The following is a 17,916-nucleotide window of genomic DNA, read 5'->3' on the forward strand; positions in this document are numbered from 1 at the left end:
GTACTCCGCTTAGAATCGCACCTCCCCGCCGAAGATATAGGTTCGGCCGCGGGCGGTGTTGGTCGGTGTGAAGTCCTGTGACTGGGACGGCATCGAGTTCATCTTGTTCAACGCATCGGAATAGTCTCTGTCCATCAGGTTCTGCACGCTGAATTTCAACAGCAGGTTACGGTTGAACTGATAGGTGCTGTACAGATCGATAATCGTCGGGATGTGCGGCGCAGGCTCTTTCAGCAATTGCTCATTTTCGTCCCGATCCGAATTTGGCGACAGGCGAACCGCTTTACCCGTGTATTTGACCAATCCGCCCAGCGTCAATTTCTCGTCCAGCAAACGAACCCCAGAATCTAAAGTGAAATAAAATTCCGGCAGTTCGCTGATGTCACCGGCACCGAATTCGTTGCTGGCCTGATTGGTCGGTTGACTGGTGTGCTCTTTGCTCAGGGAGAGTTTGGTGTAGGCGAAACCGGCATCATACATTGCCTCTACTTCCACCCCACGCATTCTGACCGGCTCATAAGCATTGCTGTACATGGTCATCACGACATTCTCATTGGCGTTATCCCACTCTTCCTGCGTCGACTGAGCTCGGTTGCACTTGCGACGATTGCTGCACACCATGTAGTTTTGGCTGGAAATGTAATTTTTGATCTTTGATTCAAAATACACCGCCTTCAGCTGGAAGCTGTCCTGCTTGAACAACAGGTCATGAGCATTGGCGTTGAAGCCGGCCTGGTAGGTTTCGGCGGTTTCGCCCTTCAGGAACGGGTTCATCGACTGCCCGCCGCTGTTGGCGAAGAACACCTCCTGAATATTCGGCCCGCGCATCGACTTGCTGTAGCTGACAAACGGTTGCAACCATGGCGTCACCTGCGCCGATAACAGCACCGACGGATTAAAACCGTGCTCTTTCAAATTGATATTGCTGGCCCCCTGCGGGAAGCAGGCTACGCGCTCATCACAGGCAGGTTTATAACCGGAAATATCATAGGAACTGTAGTTCAGATCAAAGCTGCTCTGCCAGATGCCGTAGTTAAGCTGCAGCCCGCTGTAAAGGCTGGCGATATTTTGTTTACCCGCGATCCCCACCGGCGAACTTTCCGCCTGGTTATCGTCGGTTACCAGCCCGGATGCGTGCTTCTTGTATTCGTTACGGATCAGCTTGCCACCATAGCTGAAGGCAAAATCGACTTCCTGCAGGCTGAAACGGCTGGTGTTATTGACGTCCAGCGCGTCCGAGATATTTTTCGCCTTGCTGTCGCTAAACCCTGCCATATTGTCAGACATGAATTTCTGCTCACCGCGGCTGGTGCTGGCTGTCAGATTAAAATCAATCAGCTCGGAGAAAGGCGCATAGTGATATTTAATATAGAAGTCATTACTGTCGATATGACGGCGGGTTATTTTATTCTGGTAGGTCCTGGCCGACAGTTCGATACTATTAAAAGCGTCTGGCTTAATATCGACTTTGAATAACTGGGATTTAGGGTTCTGTCGATAAGTTTTATCAACGTTAAACTCTTCACTGTCAAAACCGGAGCCGTTTTTGTAATTAGACGTGATGGAACTGCCGCTGATGGCTGCCATCGCGCCCAGGCTGCCGCCTTCGCCAAAGGCGCCGGTTTTCCCGCCCACGGCAATCATGCCGCTGCGGCCAATGCCGTTATTGCCCACGGAAAATTTGGTGCGCACGCCAAAGGGATTATCGGAAAACACCACGTCATCCACACCCAGGGTGCGGAAGTTGGCGCTGCCTGCCAACGCATTCACTCCGGCGGAGCCCGTCGCATTGCCGCGCGCTACATCAACGCCGACGATAAAATTGGGGTCGATCAGCGCACCGAACTGGCTGGTGGGTAACCCGCCATGGGCTGCATCGCTCGGCGAACTGCCGTAGTAGTTCTGGGTAATACCGTCCACCATGGTATTAACGCGGCCAAAGCCGCTCATGCCGCGGATATTGACGCTAACCGATCCCTGGCCCGGATCGATTTGGGTATAGGTGCCCGGCATGCTGCGCAAAATGCTGTCTACCGATTCGAGATTCTTATTTTCCCCTCGTGAGCTGAAGGCACCCGGTTTTTCCAACGCCTCCTTTTCGCTACGGTCGCTTTCTGTCGCAGCCGAAACGTTCAACGGGCTAAACACCACGTTGCCGTTGCCATTATCTGCCCCGTCTTGCGCAGCCGTCGCCGTCCCGCTCAGCGCTATTCCCGCACCGATCAGGCTTACCAGTAATTTAATTTTCATAGATCCCCAGAAATGACCAAAAAGATGTTATGGCCGACAATGCCCAGCACAAAGCCCGCCGAAATCGACGGTAAAATTAACGCTTTATCGTTTTAATAAGCCGCCAGGTTATTTCCTGGCGGCCAGAAGGGTTATTTCCGCGTTTTCTGATCCACCGCCAAAATAAAGCTGTATTCCAAGGCGCTATTTTCCAGCCGCGTCAGTCGGCCCGATTTGCCGCCGTGCCCGGCCGTCATATCGGTGGCCAGCAGCAGCAGCGAATCGCCCTGTTTAAAGCGACGCAGTTTGGCCACCCATTTTGCCGGTTCCCAATATTGCACCTGCGAATCATACAGGCCGCTGGTCACCAACAGGTTCGGGTACGTCTGCTTGCGTACGTTGTCGTAGGGGCTATAAGACTTCATCAGCGCATAGGCTTCTGATTGATTTGGGTTGCCCCACTCTTCATATTCACCGACGGTCAGTGGAATGCTGTCGTCGAGCATGGTGGTCAAAACATCCACGAAAGGCACCTGCGCCACCACCGCGTTATACAGCTGCGGCGCCTGATTGATCACAGCGCCCATCAGCAAGCCGCCGGCGCTGCCCCCCATGGCATAGATACGCCCCGGCTGGCCGTAACCCTGTTTGATTAACGCTTGGGTTGCATCGATAAAGTCGCTGAAGGTGTTGGGTTTATGGCTCAGTTTGCCCTGCTGATACCAGTTCTGCCCCAATTCACCGCCGCCACGCACGTGGACCAGCGCATAAACAAAACCGCGATCCAGTAAACTGATGCGGTTGGCGCTGAAGGCCGGATCCATACTCATGCCATAGGCGCCATAGCCGTACACCAGCAGCGGGCTGTGCCCCGGTTTGAACATCGCACGGTTGTAGACCAGCGAGACGGGTACCTTCACACCGTCACGCGCGCTGATCCACACTCGTTCGCTGTGGTACTGGCTGGGATCAACGCCTTTCACTTCCTGCTGTTTCAACAGGGTACGAGTGCCTTTATCAAGATCCCATTCGTAGGTGCTGGTCGGCCTGGTCATCGCCGAATAGCCGTAGCGCAGGTGCTGATTGTCCGGATCGGGGTTATAGCCCAGCCAGGCCATGTAGCTGGCGTCATCGAACGGAATGCTGCGCTGGGTTTTGCCGTCCCAACTGATTTGCCGTAGCTGTACCAAGCCATCGCCACGCTCTTTCACCACCAGCCAGTCGCGGAATAAGGTGAAACCTTCGACCTCACGCTTTTCCTGCGGCGCAATCAGCGTCTGCCACGGTTTATCGAGCGCCGCGGTGTGATAGAGACCAAAATGCGGGCTTTGGTGATTGGAGCGTAAATAGAACTCGCCGCGATAATGGTCGAGGTAATATTCATGGCCGTTCCGACGGGCGGCAAACAGCACCGGCGCTTTCAGCGGTTGGTTGGCATCGATCAGCCGCGCCTCAGAGGTAGTGTTGCCGCTGACGGTAATAATGAGGTAGTCGCGGGAGGAGGAATGAGCCAGGCTCAGATAAAACGCCGCGTCATCTTCCTGATACACCAGTTTATCGTCCGCGACCGGCGTACCGAACTGATGGCGATAAACCTGATACGGCAACAGCGTTTGCGGATGGTTGCGAATATAAAACAGCGTCTTGCCATCGTTGGCCCACACCATGTCGCCAGAGGTGTTTTCAATCACTTCCGCGGCCCATTTCTCGCTGTCGACATTACGCAACGAAATACGGTACTGCCGGCGCCCCTGATAGTCTTCAGCGATCGCCATCCGCTGATTGTCCTGGCTGATCTCCAGACCGCCAACACGGTAATAAGCCTGCCCTGTCGCGCGCTGGTTGGCATCCAGCAAGGTTTGCCATGGCGCATCGGCGGTAAGGGCCTGACGCTGGTACAGGGCAAAATCCTTACCCGCCGCATAGCTTTCCTGATAGCGGTAGCCGTTCAGTTGATAAGGTACCGAGCGATCTTCCGGGCTCATGCGGCCGAGCATTTCCTGGTACAGCGTATCGCGCAGTTTTTTGTACGGCTGCATCATCTGTTCGGTATAACGGTTTTCCGCCGTCAAATAATCCAGCATCTTTTTATTCTGGCGGCTGTCGTCGCGCAACCAATAGTAATCATCTACCCGGGTTTCACCCTGGGCGGTCAACTTTTTCGGGATGATTTCCGCGCTGGGAGCCTGCGGTGCCGCCTGAACGGCCTGGCCCATTAAGCTTAATGAGATCACGACAGAGGTTGCCGCACGCCAACAACGACCCGGCAAAAGTGGATATTTCATAGTCCCTCACGATGGTTTGACATCGGCAACGCCTGCTTTTGTTTCAGCAAACAAAAGGCCGCTGCCGTCGGCATAAACTATTGGACGGCGTGCAACGCCGCCAGATTAAAATCGATGGGCATCGTCACCCGAACCTTGTCCTGCTGAAGCATCTCCACCGGCGGTTGCGGCAAAGGCTGCGCCCGAGTCACCACCGCCAGTGCCTCCCGATCCAGCGAGGCGGTACCTGACGACGCCTGCAATCTCAAATCAGACACCCGGCCCTGCGCATCCACCGTAAAGACCACCTGCGGCATGCCTGTACGGCGGCGGCGCTGTGCATCCGACGGATAGCGTTTGATGCGGTTCAGCAGCCCCTTAACCTGGCTTTCCCACGACAGCTTGGCCTGCAGTTGACTGGCGGAATCACTGTTCAGCGGTGCCGCCGCCTGCCGGGCAACATTCAACGCTTTCGGTGCCGCGGCGCTGGAGGCCGCAGCGTGTTTGGTCTCTTTTGCCTGCTCCTCGGGCTTCGGCTGAGTTTTCTGCGGCGGCCGCTGTTCAGTTCGCTTCTTTTCGGCCACGGCAATCTTGGTTTTTTCAGCCCTTGCCAGCTTTGGTAAGTCGGGTTGTTCTTGCTGTTCAGCCGGTTGTGCAGCAGACGACTGCGCCTGCTGTACGCCTAGCGGTAAGGGTTTGGGACTTTCCGGCGCTTCAATCTGCGCGGCCCAGCTCATCATTACCGCCGGAGGCGGCAATTGCATCGGCGGCAGCGAGCGTGGCGGCCAGTAAAACAACAGTACCAGCGCCACATGTGCCGCGATAGCGCACAAAAAACCGCGCGCCCAGCGCGGTTGCGGCATCGCAGGGGCCGAAAAAGAGAAAGACTGACTTAGCATAGGGACATTAGATTACTTAATTGCGAATGATTGCAGATCACATTTGCTAATGATAATCATTTGTAATTATTATTAACAGTCCTTTTCACTGCCTTAACACATTCATTTTACGGCCGGGGTGATCCACAGGTAATCGGCCACCTGTTTGTCGACCTGTACCCCGGGTTCCGCCAGCATCAGTACCGTTGGCAACGCAGCCGGTTGCAAATCCTGCACGTGCAGTGGCACTCCTACGGATTTGGCGGCATGGTAGCCACCGGCAATCAACAGCGCGGGAGTGGGCGCGGCCAGCAGGCGTTCGGCCATGCGGCGGTCACGCTGCTGTTGGATCGCCAGCATCGCATGCAATTGTTGAGGTTCAATCTTGCCGCCGTGCGAAGTGCGGATAGTTTCCTCCAGCGCTTTCTGCACCACCGGACGCACCGACAGTTGGCCCTGCGGGAAACTTGGCTGCTGATAAAAAGCCATGATTTCATCGCGATCCAGGTTAGCCGACCACAGCGGATAGGGTGCACGCATCGCCGCCATTACCACATCGCCGTACAGCGACCATTTCCACCCCGACTGCCAGCCGATCAACTCCGCTACGCGTCCGTCGCGAACGCTGGGATCCCCCTGCAGCCACTGTTTCACCTGGTTAACCTTGTCTTGCTGATTCGGGTTAATCATTTCCATCAGCACGCTACCCTGGGGACGCTGCTGCGGCAGGTTTTGCACCAGCCACAGCTCAATCTGATGGTGATAGGGGTTATCGTGTTTTTCGCCGACAATGACCCGAGGTTGAGCGGCCAAACGGGCCAGAAGCTGGTCAGGTGACAGGCTTTCTCCACTGCGCAAATCCGTAATTTTGCCCAAACTATCAAGGGTAGTTTTTGGCGAGGAAACCGGGGTTTGGCTACAGGCGGCGAGCGCCAGCGCGGCCAATAAAATCAAAAGTCTCATGATGCTGCCCTGTCATAAAAAGTGGCGACATTATAGATAATAATTATCATTTGCATATAGACAACCCCCTTTCCTGCGACATCGATAACTATTTTTTTACTTTAGGATCCCTGACCACGCATTGATTTCATGAAGTATTGCGGGTATAACCAATAGCCATTTAGCAGCTTAGACGTCTATACGGGTAAAATACCATGCACTCACCTGTCCCCGCCGCAGGGCAATTCAAACGCACCATGAAGGCCCGGCACCTGGTGATGCTGTCGCTGGGTGGCGTGATCGGTACCGGGCTGTTTTTCAATACCGGCTATATCATTTCCACCACCGGCGCCCTGGGCACCCTGCTGGCCTATCTGATTGGCGCACTGGTGGTCTATCTGGTCATGCTGTGCCTGGGCGAGCTTTCGGTGGCGATGCCGGAAACCGGCGCCTTCCACGTATACGCCTCCCGCTATCTTGGTCCGGCGACCGGTTATACCGTGGCCTGGCTCTATTGGCTCACCTGGACCGTCGCACTCGGTTCCAGCCTGACCGCCGCCGGTTTCTGCATGCAGTATTGGTTCCCACAGTCACCGGTTTGGCTGTGGTGTTTGATTTTCTGCGCGGCCATTTTCCTGCTCAACGTAGTCACCACTCGCTTCTTCGCGGAGAGCGAATTCTGGTTCTCGTTGATCAAGGTGATCACTATTTTGGCGTTTATCATCCTCGGCGGGGCAGCCATGTTTGGCCTGCTGCCGATGAAAGACGGCACTCCGGCTCCCTTTCTGCATAACCTGACCGCCTCCGGCTGGCTGCCCAACGGCACCCTGCCGATCCTGATGACGATGGTGGCGGTCAACTTCGCTTTCTCCGGCACGGAGCTTATCGGCATTGCCGCAGGCGAAACCGAAAATCCGGAAAAGGTGGTGCCCTGGGCGATACGCACCACGGTGATCCGCCTGATGCTGTTCTTTGTCGGCACGGTGTTTATTCTGGCTGCGCTGATCCCGATGGATCAGGCCGGGATTGTCAAAAGCCCGTTTGTGTTGGTGTTTGAACGCATCGGCGTGCCCTATGCCGCCGATATTTTTAATTTCGTCATCCTGACCGCCATCCTGTCGGCCGCCAACTCAGGCCTGTACGCTTCGGGCCGCATGCTGTGGTCGCTGGCCAACCAGCGCACCCTGCCGGCCTATTTTTCTCGCGTCAATAAACGCGGCATTCCGATCAATGCGCTGACCTTCAGTATGCTTGGCGGCGTACTGGCGCTGTTAACCAGCGTGATTGCGCCGGACACGGTGTTTGTTGCCCTGTCGGCCATTTCCGGCTTTGCCGTGGTGGCAGTTTGGTTGAGCATCTGCGCCTCACACTACGCTTTCCGCCGCCACTATCTGCGCAGCGGCCAGCCGATCGCCGGCCTGAAATACCGCGCGCCGGGCTATCCGTTAACGCCGATCGTCGGTTTTTCCCTGTGCCTGCTGGCCTGTATCGGACTGGCGTTCGATCCGGAGCAGCGCATCGCGCTTTACTGCGGGCTGCCGTTCGTCGCACTGTGCTACGCCGCCTATTATCTGACCCGCCGCAGCGGAAAAAAAACATCTTTGGGAGAAAATCATGTCGGTTAACAACCCCGTCGCCACGCTGTTGGCTACCCACAACACGCTGATTCTTGACGGCGCACTGGCGACCGAACTGGAGGCTCGCGGCTGTGACCTCAGTGATCCCCTGTGGTCGGCCAAGGTGCTGATCGAAAACCCCGAGCTGATTTATCAGGTTCATCTCGACTATTTCAACGCGGGGGCGCAGTGCGCCATCACCGCCAGCTATCAGGCCACGCCGCAGGGATTTTTGCGCCGGGGGCTGGATCACGAGCAGTCACTGGCGCTGATCGCCAAAAGCGTGTACCTGGCGCAACAGGCGCGCAGCGACTATCTGGCTCAGCACCCGCAGGCAACCCCCTTGCCGATCGCCGGCTCGGTCGGCCCCTATGGCGCTTATCTGGCCGACGGCTCTGAATATCGCGGCGATTACGCATTACCGCAGGAAGAAATGATCGCCTTCCACCGCCCACGCATCCGTGCGTTGGCCGAGGCCGGCGTAGATCTGTTGGCCTGTGAAACCCTGCCCTCGTTCACCGAGCTGCAGGCGTTGCTCACGCTGTTGCAAGAATTCCCGACGCTCGGCGCCTGGTTCGCCTTCACCCTGCGCGACAGCCAACACCTCAGCGACGGCACGCCGTTGACGCAGGTACTGGCTGCGCTGCACGGTAATCCGCAGGCGTTGGCGATTGGCATCAACTGCATTGCGCTGGAAAATGTGGCCCCGGCGCTGCGCCAATTTGCCGTGCTGACCGATAAACCGCTGTTGGTCTATCCTAACTCCGGCGAACATTACGACGCGGTGAGCAAAACCTGGCACGCCTGCGGCGGCGAGCACGGCAGCCTGATTGATCAGGTAGGAGAATGGCAACGCATCGGCGCACGGCTGATTGGCGGCTGCTGCCGGACTACGCCAAAGGATATTCGCCAGATCGCGGCACTCTGCAAGGCATAAAAAAGCCCCCTGCGCCAAGGCGTCAGGGGGCGGTTTAATGCCGAAGGCTTATAACGGTTCGGTCTGCGCTTCCACAACCGCCAGCGCCACCATGTTGACGATGCGGCGCACCGAGGCGATTGGCGTCAGGATGTGTACCGGTTTCGCTACTCCCATCAGCACCGGCCCCACGGTAACCCCTTCCGAAGACGACACACGCAGCAGGTTGTAGCTGATACGCGCCGCTTCCATGTTCGGCATAATCAGCACGTTGGCCGAGCCTTTCAGCGGGCTGTCCGGCATCAGATCATTACGAATGCTCTCAACCAACGCGGCATCGCCATGCATCTCGCCGTCAATTTCCAGCTCCGGCGCCATCTGATTCACCAACTCCAGCGTTTTACGCATCTTGCAGGCTGCCGGGTTATCGGAAGAACCAAAGCTGGAATGGGACAGCAACGCGACCTTCGGCTCAATGCCGAAACGACGCACGGTTTCCGCCGCCATCAGGGTGATTTCCGCCAGTTGCTCCGGCGTCGGATCGTCATTGACATAGGTGTCGGCGATAAAGGTGTTGCCGCTTGGCAGCAGCAGCGCATTCATCGCCCCGGCAACATGGGCGCCCTCACGGAAGCCAAATACTTTTTCAACCACGTCGTAATGCTCGTGATAGCTGCCGATGGTGCCGCAGATCATCGCATCCGCCTCGCCACGATGCAGCATGATGGCGGCAATCAGCGTCGGGTTGCCGATCACTGCACGGCGCGCCTGCTCCTGCGAAACGCCACGGCGTTTCATGATCTGGTAGTACTCGCCCCAGTATTCATTGAAACGCGGATCGGACTCGTTGTTCACCACTTCAAAGTCTTTACCCGGCGTCAGCTGCAGACCGAGTTTTTTCAGCCGCATTTCGATCACGCTCGGGCGCCCCACCAGAATCGGATAGGCCAAGCCTTGCGACACCAACTCCTGAGTAGCGTGCAGTACCCTTTCTTCTTCGCCTTCCGCCATCACCACCCGCTTCATTTCCTTCTTCGCTTGGGCAAAGATCGGTTTCATGAACAGGTTGGTTTTGTAAACGAATTCAGACAGCTTTTCGACATAGGCATCAAAGTCTTCGATCGGCCGCGTCGCCACGCCAGACTCCATCGCAGCCTTGGCCACTGCCGGAGCGATTTTAACAATCAGGCGCGGATCGAAAGGTTTGGGAATGATGTATTCAGGGCCAAATGACAGATCCTGATCACCATAGGCCGACGCCACCACGTCGCTTTGCTCTGCCAGCGCCAGATCGGCAATCGCATGCACGCAGGCCAGCTTCATCTCTTCGTTAATGGTGGTCGCCCCCACGTCCAGCGCACCGCGGAAGATGAACGGGAAGCACAGCACGTTGTTTACCTGGTTCGGGTAATCGGAGCGGCCGGTACAGATAATGGCATCCGGGCGCACGGCTTTCGCCAGCGGCGGCAGGATTTCCGGTTCCGGGTTGGCCAGCGCCATGATCAACGGATCCCTGGCCATGGTTTTCACCATATCCTGAGTCAAGACACCCGGGCCGGAACAACCGAGGAAGATGTCGGCGTTAGGGATAGCGTCACCCAGCGTACGCTGGCCGTTATCTTCAATCGCATAAGCCGCCTTGGTCTGCTCCATATTGGCGTCACGACCTTTGTAGATAACCCCTTTGGAGTCGCAGACGGTAATGTTCTGCTGGCGCAGCCCCAGGGCCACCAGCAGGTTCAGACAGGCGATCGACGCGGCGCCGGCTCCGGAAACCACCAGCCGCACGTCGGAAATATTCTTTTTCACTACCCGCAGGCCGTTCAACACTGCGGCGGTCGTGATGATCGCAGTACCGTGCTGATCGTCGTGGAACACCGGGATCTTCATGCGCTCGCGCAGTTTCTGCTCGATGTAGAAACACTCCGGCGCTTTGATGTCTTCCAGGTTAATGCCGCCGAAGGTCGGCTCCAGCGCGGCGATGATGTCGATCAGCTTGTCAGGGTTTAGCTCATCGACTTCGATATCAAACACGTCGATACCGGAAAATTTCTTGAACAGGACGCCCTTCCCTTCCATCACTGGTTTACCGGCCAGCGCACCGATATTGCCCAGGCCCAGCACGGCCGTGCCGTTGGAAATGACCGCCACCAGGTTGCCACGCGCGGTATATTTGTAGGCCGCCAGCGGATCGGCAGCAATTTCCAGACAAGGTGCCGCGACGCCCGGCGAATAGGCCAGCGCCAGATCGCGTTGCGTTGCCAGCGGCTTGGTGGGGGATACCTGGATCTTCCCTGGGACCGGATATTGGTGGAAATCAAGCGCACTCTGTTTGAGCTGTTCGTCCATTGTAGGTTCCTATGCTTTTTGCTTTTATGTTGAGGTAAGGCTATTAAGCTGTGTCCTGCCATTGTTCGTGCCAGCGTCGCAGACCCAAAAGCCCGTAACCAAGGCGGAGGATGCTGGACATAGCGTGCCTATGTTCAAACCCGACAACGCTAAGTACGGTTTTTTGGGGCGCGGCCCGAAGGGCTGGCGCTCACGTACAATGGCAGGACGCAGCCTTGTAGTATAGTGAGAGAAACGTCACAAACTTTGAAGCGGGCCAAAACCTTGATCGAAATAGTTTTATAAAAGTAAAAAAAGAAGTACCACAGGACGAAGAAGAAAAACACTGCCATCAGTGCGCTGGCAGTTGGGCGCGCCAGGCATTCAGCGTGGCCACCCGGCCTGCGCAGATTTGTAACGAGGTTTGTAGCGCCAGGGTATAACTCAGCGCATCGCCCCAGGTATTGCCCAGCAGCTGCGGCTGCTCGCACGGAATAAACACCGTTTCAGGGGGCAACAGTACCACCGGCACTGCCGGCTGCGGCGGCTGGGCGCAGGAGCTCAATAACAGCGCCAGGCATAGGCTGCCCAGCGCAGGCGTCATTTTTAATCGCTTCACGGTATTTCCTCTGATAAACATCGCTTTGCTGCCGCAGCAGTTGCTCCTGTTGCTGCTGAGCCGCCATCAGCGCACGATTCTGTGCATCCTGAGTTTGCAGCGTGGCAATCAACCCCGCCTGCTGCGCCAGGGTCTTTTGCTGCTCTAACACCTGCTGCCGCGCCAGCTCCAGCCGGTGCGACAACAGCGAGCTGTAGCCGCCAAGGCAGATAGCTACCAACAACAACAGCAGCAATCCGCCCTGCGCCAGCCTGCTCAGCCAACCGCTCATGCTGGGTAATCCTTAAAGGAAAGCTGGAAGTGCGGCCCGTCCTTCAGCGTCTTCCATTCCCCGCCCCACTCAACGTCAACCGCACACTCTCGCGCTGCACGACGGACCGCCACCGCGATTTGCGCATAATAGTCCCACTCCCAGGACACCACGCCTGCCGGCATGGCCACCACGTCCACCGCGTGGCCGGTCAAATGGCGGCTTTTCAGCGTCTGGCTTTGCCCACCCCGCACCAGGTCACGCTGACGCGCCATGCTGCGGCGCCCTTCGGTGATGGAAAAAGGCACCAGCGAATAATGCAGCGCCAGCCGCATCACCCGCACCAGATCCGGATGCACGTCCATTAAATTGGTCTCGCTGCGTGCGGTAAAACGAATGTCTTCAATTTCATTTATCATCTTTAAACCCCGTTTTTTTGCCAATAAATCTTTTAATTAATGCGCTGATATAATCAGCCCCAAGAAAACCAATCAGCACGCTGGCAAGGTTCGCCCACTTTAATTCCAGCCCGGTCAGCGCCAAGGCGTCGCGCACCGTCCAGGCCAATAACGCGCACATGCCTGCATTTAATAAACGGCGCCGCATACCGACATTGCGATAAGCCCCGTGCAATAGCGCCATGAGCCCTGCCAAAATGGCATTCATCACCGGCTGAAGATATTCACATGCTCGCTGAATAATTAAGCCAACAGCGTCTGGCTCTAAGCTGGACATAGCTACACTCCTATTTTATTTTAATTAAACGCCAATCACGGCCGGTGGAATATCGGTACCATCAGAATCTAGTTAAGGATGCTATAACAAAGCAAATGAATAAATACAGCCTCTAAAGTCAAATTCATTCATGCTCACCCATGGCACAACACCACCCTGACAAATAACTGGGCAAGCCGATAAAAAATTCATCTTTATTGTGATTTATTTCGACTTCTCTTTATCCGATAAATAAACATTAATAGCGGCGGGAGATTCACTCTCAATGACAAAAAACTTAACTCTGGAGAAATACCATGTCAGAACGTAAAGCCGTTATTGGTTATTATTTCATTCCTACTAACCAAATTAATCACTATACCGAGTCCGATACTTCAATCGTACCTTTCCCGGTGTCCAATATTACACCGGCCAAGGCCAGGCAACTGACCCACATTAATTTCTCGTTCCTCGACATTAACAGCAATCTGGAATGCGCCTGGGATCCGGAAACCAACGACGCCAAGGCGCGTGATGTAGTTAGCCGTTTGACTGCGCTGAAGGCGCATAACCCGAATCTGCGCATCATGTTCTCTATCGGCGGCTGGTATTACTCCAACGATCTGGGGGTGTCCCATGCCAACTATGTCAACGCGGTCAAAACCCCGGCGGCACGCACCAAATTTGCGCAATCCTGCGTCCGCATCATGAAAGACTATGGCTTTGACGGCGTAGACATTGACTGGGAATACCCACAGAGCAGCGAGGTCGACGGTTTTGTCGCCGCGCTGCAGGAAATCCGCACCCTGCTCAATCAGCAAACCCAGGCCGACGGCCGTCAGGCGCTGCCTTACCAACTGACCATCGCCGGTGCAGGTGGCGCGTTCTTCCTGTCGCGCTACTACAGCAAGCTGCCGCAGATCGTCGCCTCACTCGATTACATCAACCTGATGACCTACGATCTGGCCGGTCCATGGGAAAAAATCACCAACCACCAGGCAGGCTTGTTTGGCGACAGCGCCGGGCCAACCTTCTATAACGCGCTGCGTGAAGCCAATCTCGGCTGGAGCTGGGAAGAGCTGACTCGCGCCTTCCCCAGCCCGTTCAGCCTGACGGTAGACGCCGCCGTACAGCAACATCTGATGGTGGAAGGCGTGCCGAGCAGCAAAATCGTCATGGGCGTGCCGTTCTACGGCCGGGCGTTCAAAGGCGTCAGCGCCACTAACGGCGGCCAGTACAGCAGCCACAGCACGCCGGGGGAAGATCCCTTCCCTGGCACCGATTACTGGTTGGTCGGCTGTGAAGAGTGCGTCCGCGACAAGGATCCCCGCATCGCCTCTTACCGCCAGCTGGAGCAAATGCTGTTGGGCAATTACGGCTATCAGCGCCTGTGGAACGATAAAACCAAAACGCCGTATCTGTACCACGCGGCCAATGGCCTGTTCGTCACCTATGACGATGCCGAAAGCTTCAAGTACAAGGCGAAGTACATCAAACAGCAGCAGTTGGGCGGCGTGATGTTCTGGCACCTGGGCCAGGACAACCGCAATGGCGATCTGTTGGCCTCACTCGACCGTTACTTCAACGCACCGGACTATGACGACAGCCAGTTGGATATGGGCACCGGCTTGCGCTATACCGGCGTTGGCCCAGGTAATCTGCCAATCATGAGCGCCCCGGCCTACGTTGCCGGTACCACCTATAACCAGGGAGCATTGGTGTCGTATCAGGGCTATGTCTGGCAGGCCAAGTGGGGCTATATCACTGCCGTGCCGGGTTCCGATACCGCCTGGCTGAAAGTGGGTCGCGTGGCGTAACGGTCAGCGACGACATAAAAAAACCCCGGGGCTGATGGCGACGGGGTTTTTACTGCTTTAAACGTTTAATTTTCGCATCCCTTCGTGGTCACTCCCTCAGTTGTTACACCAAGGATAACCCCCATCACGTATTACTTCCCGCCCCAGCAGACTGAAGACGTCGCTTTTGCGCGTCAGCCGCTCATGCCACCAGCTAAAACCGGCCCCTTTGCTGGCCGGATGCCAGGCCAGCCAAATCATTTCATCGCCTTTTTGCATATCGACCGGTACCGTCACCAACTCGCCGCTGGCCAGCTCTTTTTCTATCAGCGCCGGTGGCAAGAAGCCGTGCCCAATACCCCGCTTCAACAGCGCCAATTTGCTCTCGACGTCGCATACCATCAGTTGGCGCTGCAACGGCATGGCGCCATGGTTACGCTTGGGCAGCTCGTGGCTGCTGTCGGCAATGCCCACCACGATATCGTTCAGCCGCTGGTTTTTATCCACCGGCTTTTTCTGTGCCGCAAAGGGATGAGAAGGAGAAACGCACAGCACAAAATTCAGCTTGCCGAGCATCAGCGTCTTGGCCTGCACGCTGTCCGGGATCTGGCCGATGGCAATAATCAAATCCGCCCGGTTGTTCTTCAACGCATCCCAGGTGCCATTCAACGCTTCACGCTGCACGGATATGTTGGCGTTTGGGCTGTGCTGGATATAGTCGCGGATATCCTGGGTGAGCGTTTCCAGCGGAAAGAAATTATCAACCACGATGCGGATATTATTATCGAACTTTGGGATGTTTCTTACCCTACTCTCCAGATCCTGTACCGCATTTAAAATCCAGCCACCTTCCTGCAATAAGAATTCCCCTTCATCTGTCAGGGTGATCATCGGACCATTACGATGAAAAAGTTTCACGCAGAGTTTACTTTCTATATTGGAAACCCGGTAAGATATTGCCGAAGGGGTTTTATGCAACGCCTCCGCCGCCATTGAGAAAGAGCCGGTACTTTTGATGGTGCTGATTATTTTAATCGCATCCAGGGATAATCTAGTCATACAAATTCCTCTTTGACATAAAATAAGAAAAAAATGACACTAAATTCCCAAGTGGTTGGCGCGTAAAAGTCGTTCAAGTCACACAAGAGTAAGCAAAACCACAAGCAATATACTCTATATTGCAGCACGTCATCTGAAAGACTATTCATCAACACTTTAAATAAAATTCATCATGACGCCGTTTTTTTAGACAGCAGTGTTTAAATAAATTCAATCAAGAAATAAAAGACAATCATCATAATAATTTTAGTTAATAGCCTATAAAACATTCCACCCTGACAGCTGAGTCTAAGGGTAAAAATAAAACAAGCCGCCAAGAATGATGTTTTTAATTTTTTAATAACCTCTCTTTTTGTCGGTGAAAATAAACCCAACTTACAATACAACTTCAGTCAGGAGTGACTTATGAACAATACTTCCCGTACCCTTATGTCCCTTGGCCTGCTGAGCGCCGCGTTGTTCGGCGTATCACAACAGGCCGCCGCCCACGGTTACGTCGAAACGCCGGCCAGCCGCTCCTATCAGTGCAAACTGCAGCTCAATACCCAATGCGGCAGTGTGCAATATGAACCACAGAGCGTTGAAGGCTTGAAAGGCTTCCCACAGGCGGGTCCGGCTGACGGGCATATCGCCAGCGCCGACAAATCCACCTTCTTCGAACTGGATCAGCAAACGCCAACCCGCTGGAACAAGATCAATCTGCACACCGGCGCCAACTCCTTCACCTGGAGACTGACCGCTCGCCACAGCACCACCAGCTGGCGTTATTTCATTACCAAGCCGAACTGGGACGCGTCACAGCCACTGACCCGTGCGTCCTTTGACCTGACGCCGTTCTGTCAACAGAACGACGGCGGTGCGATTCCAGCCGCGCAGGTCACCCACCAGTGCAACATACCTGCAGACCGCAGCGGTTCGCACGTCATCCTCGCCGTGTGGGATGTAGCAGATACGACCAATGCCTTCTATCAGGCGATTGACGTTAACTTGACCAAATAATAAGGAAGGGAAATACCACAGGGTTCAGCCGGGTGCTGAACCCTTTTTTATTGCGAGTGCGCTATGCCACATCTTTTTCCCCTCGGTCAGCCCATACTGACACCGCCTTCGCAGGTGAGGTAAGCGGCTGCAAAACCGCGCCCTACCTGGCTCGTTTCGGGATCCATTGTTCTTATCCATCGCAACAATCAGAAAAAGCGCATTTTAATCATCGGGCTTCTGATGCAGTGTGTTCAGCCTACGATGAAAAACGTTCTCATTTCCCTACATTGACGTTTGGTCAAGGAGCTTATTAATGAACCAATTAGACGCACTCAAGCAGCTCACCACGGTGGTAGCCGACAGCGGCGATATCGAATCCATCCGCCAGTTCGAACCGCAGGATACCACCACTAACCCTTCATTGATCCTGAAAGCCGCTGCGCTGCCTCAATATAAGCCACTGATCATCGAAGCTCTGAACTATGCCCGCCAGCAAGGTGGCAATAAAGAAACCCAACTGATCAACGCCAGCGACAAACTGGCGGTGAACATCGGCGTCGAAATTCTCAAAAGCGTGCCGGGCCGCATTTCCACCGAAGTGGACGCACGCCTGTCCTTCGATCGCGGCATGTGCGTGGCCAAGGCGCGTAAGCTGATCGGCATGTATCAGGAACAGGGTATTGATAAGTCGCGTATTCTGATCAAGCTGGCCTCCACCTGGGAAGGCATCAAAGCCGCCGAAGAACTGGAAAAAGAAGGCATCAACACCAACCTGACGCTGCTGTTCTCTTTTGCCCAGGCCCGCGCCTGTGCCGAAGCCGGCGTGTTCCTGATTTCCCCGTTCGTGGGGCGTATTTATGACTGGTATCAGGCCAAACAGCCTGCTGCAGACTATGACGCCGAGCAGGATCCGGGCGTCAAATCGGTGCGCAACATTTATGAATACTACAAACAGCACCGCTATCAGACCGTGATTATGGGTGCCAGTTTCCGCAAGGTTGAGCAGATCCTGGCTTTGGCCGGTTGCGATCGTCTGACTATTGCGCCGAACCTGCTGGAGCAGCTCAAACAAAGCGAGCAACCGGTAGAACGCAAACTGACGCCATCCACCGAAGCCTTCCACCAACCTGCCCCGCTGGCCGAAGCCGAATTCCGCTGGCTGCATAATCAGGACGCCATGGCCGTTGAAAAACTGGCCGAAGGTATTCGTCTGTTCGCCGTTGACCAGCAAAAGCTGGAAGACATGCTGTCCGCTGAACTGTAATCACTCTGGAGTAAAACATGTCCTCTCGTAAAGAGCTTGCCAACGCCATCCGCGCACTCA

The 17,916-nt window shown here is 55.3% G+C and carries 15 protein-coding genes; 5 read left to right on the forward strand and 10 right to left on the reverse strand.

The window, feature by feature from the left end; all coding sequences use genetic code 11:
• Nucleotides 1-9: 9 nt before the first annotated feature.
• The 4 genes from NR114_RS22685 to NR114_RS22700 all read right to left on the reverse strand — a co-directional run bounded on the left by NR114_RS22685 (nt 10) and on the right by NR114_RS22700 (nt 6,334).
• Nucleotides 10-2,250, reverse strand: a complete 2,241-nt coding sequence (locus tag NR114_RS22685) for a TonB-dependent receptor domain-containing protein (RefSeq protein WP_234529594.1) — start codon at nt 2,248-2,250, stop codon at nt 10-12.
• A 131-nt stretch (nt 2,251-2,381) separates the two neighbouring features.
• Complete coding sequence (locus NR114_RS22690; protein WP_256814510.1) at nt 2,382-4,514, reverse strand: S9 family peptidase; 2,133 nt, start codon at nt 4,512-4,514, stop codon at nt 2,382-2,384.
• A 77-nt stretch (nt 4,515-4,591) separates the two neighbouring features.
• Nucleotides 4,592-5,392, reverse strand: coding sequence for an energy transducer TonB (locus tag NR114_RS22695; protein WP_115058352.1), 801 nt, complete (start codon nt 5,390-5,392; stop codon nt 4,592-4,594).
• A 102-nt stretch (nt 5,393-5,494) separates the two neighbouring features.
• Nucleotides 5,495-6,334: a ChaN family lipoprotein gene (locus tag NR114_RS22700; protein WP_048760987.1), complete on the reverse strand. Its 840-nt coding sequence runs from the start codon at nt 6,332-6,334 to the stop codon at nt 5,495-5,497.
• Nucleotides 6,335-6,528: 194 nt separating this feature from the next.
• On the opposite strand from NR114_RS22700, the gene mmuP reads away from it, so the two are divergent.
• Nucleotides 6,529-7,938: an S-methylmethionine permease gene (gene mmuP, locus NR114_RS22705; RefSeq protein ID WP_234529592.1), complete on the forward strand. Its 1,410-nt coding sequence runs from the start codon at nt 6,529-6,531 to the stop codon at nt 7,936-7,938.
• Nucleotides 7,928-8,866, forward strand: a complete 939-nt coding sequence (mmuM, locus tag NR114_RS22710) for a homocysteine S-methyltransferase (protein WP_234529591.1) — start codon at nt 7,928-7,930, stop codon at nt 8,864-8,866. Before mmuP ends, mmuM begins: the two co-directional genes overlap by 11 nt.
• A 48-nt stretch (nt 8,867-8,914) precedes the next feature.
• Here mmuM and maeB read toward each other — a convergent pair whose 3' ends face one another.
• The 5 genes from maeB to NR114_RS22735 form a co-directional block, all read right to left on the reverse strand.
• Nucleotides 8,915-11,194 (reverse strand): NADP-dependent oxaloacetate-decarboxylating malate dehydrogenase, encoded by a 2,280-nt coding sequence (maeB, locus tag NR114_RS22715; RefSeq protein ID WP_020828015.1) that lies wholly within the window; start codon nt 11,192-11,194, stop codon nt 8,915-8,917.
• 331 nt (nt 11,195-11,525) lie between these two features.
• Complete coding sequence (locus NR114_RS22720) at nt 11,526-11,690, reverse strand: hypothetical protein (RefSeq protein WP_162302858.1); 165 nt, start codon at nt 11,688-11,690, stop codon at nt 11,526-11,528.
• Entirely contained in the window at nt 11,680-12,063 is a 384-nt protein-coding gene (locus tag NR114_RS22725; protein ID WP_234529590.1) for a hypothetical protein, read from the reverse strand. The genes NR114_RS22720 and NR114_RS22725 overlap by 11 nt, the downstream gene beginning before the upstream one ends.
• Nucleotides 12,060-12,461 (reverse strand): M15 family metallopeptidase, encoded by a 402-nt coding sequence (locus NR114_RS22730; protein ID WP_046372972.1) that lies wholly within the window; start codon nt 12,459-12,461, stop codon nt 12,060-12,062. The genes NR114_RS22725 and NR114_RS22730 overlap by 4 nt, the downstream gene beginning before the upstream one ends.
• Nucleotides 12,451-12,777, reverse strand: coding sequence for a phage holin, lambda family (locus tag NR114_RS22735; RefSeq protein ID WP_020828020.1), 327 nt, complete (start codon nt 12,775-12,777; stop codon nt 12,451-12,453). The genes NR114_RS22730 and NR114_RS22735 overlap by 11 nt, the downstream gene beginning before the upstream one ends.
• Nucleotides 12,778-13,073: 296 nt before the next feature.
• On the opposite strand from NR114_RS22735, the gene NR114_RS22740 reads away from it, so the two are divergent.
• Nucleotides 13,074-14,573 (forward strand): glycosyl hydrolase family 18 protein, encoded by a 1,500-nt coding sequence (locus NR114_RS22740; RefSeq protein WP_234529589.1) that lies wholly within the window; start codon nt 13,074-13,076, stop codon nt 14,571-14,573.
• 96 nt (nt 14,574-14,669) lie between these two features.
• Here NR114_RS22740 and NR114_RS22745 read toward each other — a convergent pair whose 3' ends face one another.
• Nucleotides 14,670-15,611 carry a LysR family transcriptional regulator gene (locus tag NR114_RS22745; protein WP_020828022.1) on the reverse strand — a complete coding sequence of 314 codons (942 nt, stop codon included), beginning with the start codon at nt 15,609-15,611 and terminating at the stop codon, nt 14,670-14,672.
• A 405-nt stretch (nt 15,612-16,016) separates the two neighbouring features.
• Here NR114_RS22745 and NR114_RS22750 point away from each other — a divergent pair, with 405 nt between their 5' ends.
• Nucleotides 16,017-16,610, forward strand: coding sequence for a lytic polysaccharide monooxygenase (locus tag NR114_RS22750; RefSeq protein WP_020828023.1), 594 nt, complete (start codon nt 16,017-16,019; stop codon nt 16,608-16,610).
• Between the two features lie 295 nt (nt 16,611-16,905).
• The gene (gene tal / locus NR114_RS22755; RefSeq protein WP_234529587.1) at nt 16,906-17,856 is read left to right on the forward strand and encodes a transaldolase; all 951 of its coding nucleotides are present in this window, start codon (nt 16,906-16,908) and stop codon (nt 17,854-17,856) included.
• The last annotated feature ends 60 nt before the right edge of the window (nt 17,857-17,916 follow it).

Source organism: Serratia sp. Ser99 (genome assembly GCF_024519545.1).
Taxonomy (GTDB): domain Bacteria; phylum Pseudomonadota; class Gammaproteobacteria; order Enterobacterales; family Enterobacteriaceae; genus Serratia; species Serratia liquefaciens.

Coding starts and splice junctions, on each gene's coding strand:
- NR114_RS22725 (WP_234529590.1), bottom strand. CDS start 12,063: ATGAGCGGTTGGCTGAGCAGGCTGGCGCAGGGCGGATTGCTGCTGTTG.
- tal (WP_234529587.1), top strand. CDS start 16,906: ATGAACCAATTAGACGCACTCAAGCAGCTCACCACGGTGGTAGCCGAC.
- NR114_RS22740 (WP_234529589.1), top strand. CDS start 13,074: ATGTCAGAACGTAAAGCCGTTATTGGTTATTATTTCATTCCTACTAAC.
- mmuP (WP_234529592.1), top strand. CDS start 6,529: ATGCACTCACCTGTCCCCGCCGCAGGGCAATTCAAACGCACCATGAAG.
- NR114_RS22730 (WP_046372972.1), bottom strand. CDS start 12,461: ATGATAAATGAAATTGAAGACATTCGTTTTACCGCACGCAGCGAGACC.
- NR114_RS22685 (WP_234529594.1), bottom strand. CDS start 2,250: ATGAAAATTAAATTACTGGTAAGCCTGATCGGTGCGGGAATAGCGCTG.
- NR114_RS22735 (WP_020828020.1), bottom strand. CDS start 12,777: ATGTCCAGCTTAGAGCCAGACGCTGTTGGCTTAATTATTCAGCGAGCA.
- NR114_RS22750 (WP_020828023.1), top strand. CDS start 16,017: ATGAACAATACTTCCCGTACCCTTATGTCCCTTGGCCTGCTGAGCGCC.
- maeB (WP_020828015.1), bottom strand. CDS start 11,194: ATGGACGAACAGCTCAAACAGAGTGCGCTTGATTTCCACCAATATCCG.
- NR114_RS22695 (WP_115058352.1), bottom strand. CDS start 5,392: ATGCTAAGTCAGTCTTTCTCTTTTTCGGCCCCTGCGATGCCGCAACCG.
- mmuM (WP_234529591.1), top strand. CDS start 7,928: ATGTCGGTTAACAACCCCGTCGCCACGCTGTTGGCTACCCACAACACG.
- NR114_RS22745 (WP_020828022.1), bottom strand. CDS start 15,611: ATGACTAGATTATCCCTGGATGCGATTAAAATAATCAGCACCATCAAA.
- NR114_RS22690 (WP_256814510.1), bottom strand. CDS start 4,514: ATGAAATATCCACTTTTGCCGGGTCGTTGTTGGCGTGCGGCAACCTCT.
- NR114_RS22700 (WP_048760987.1), bottom strand. CDS start 6,334: ATGAGACTTTTGATTTTATTGGCCGCGCTGGCGCTCGCCGCCTGTAGC.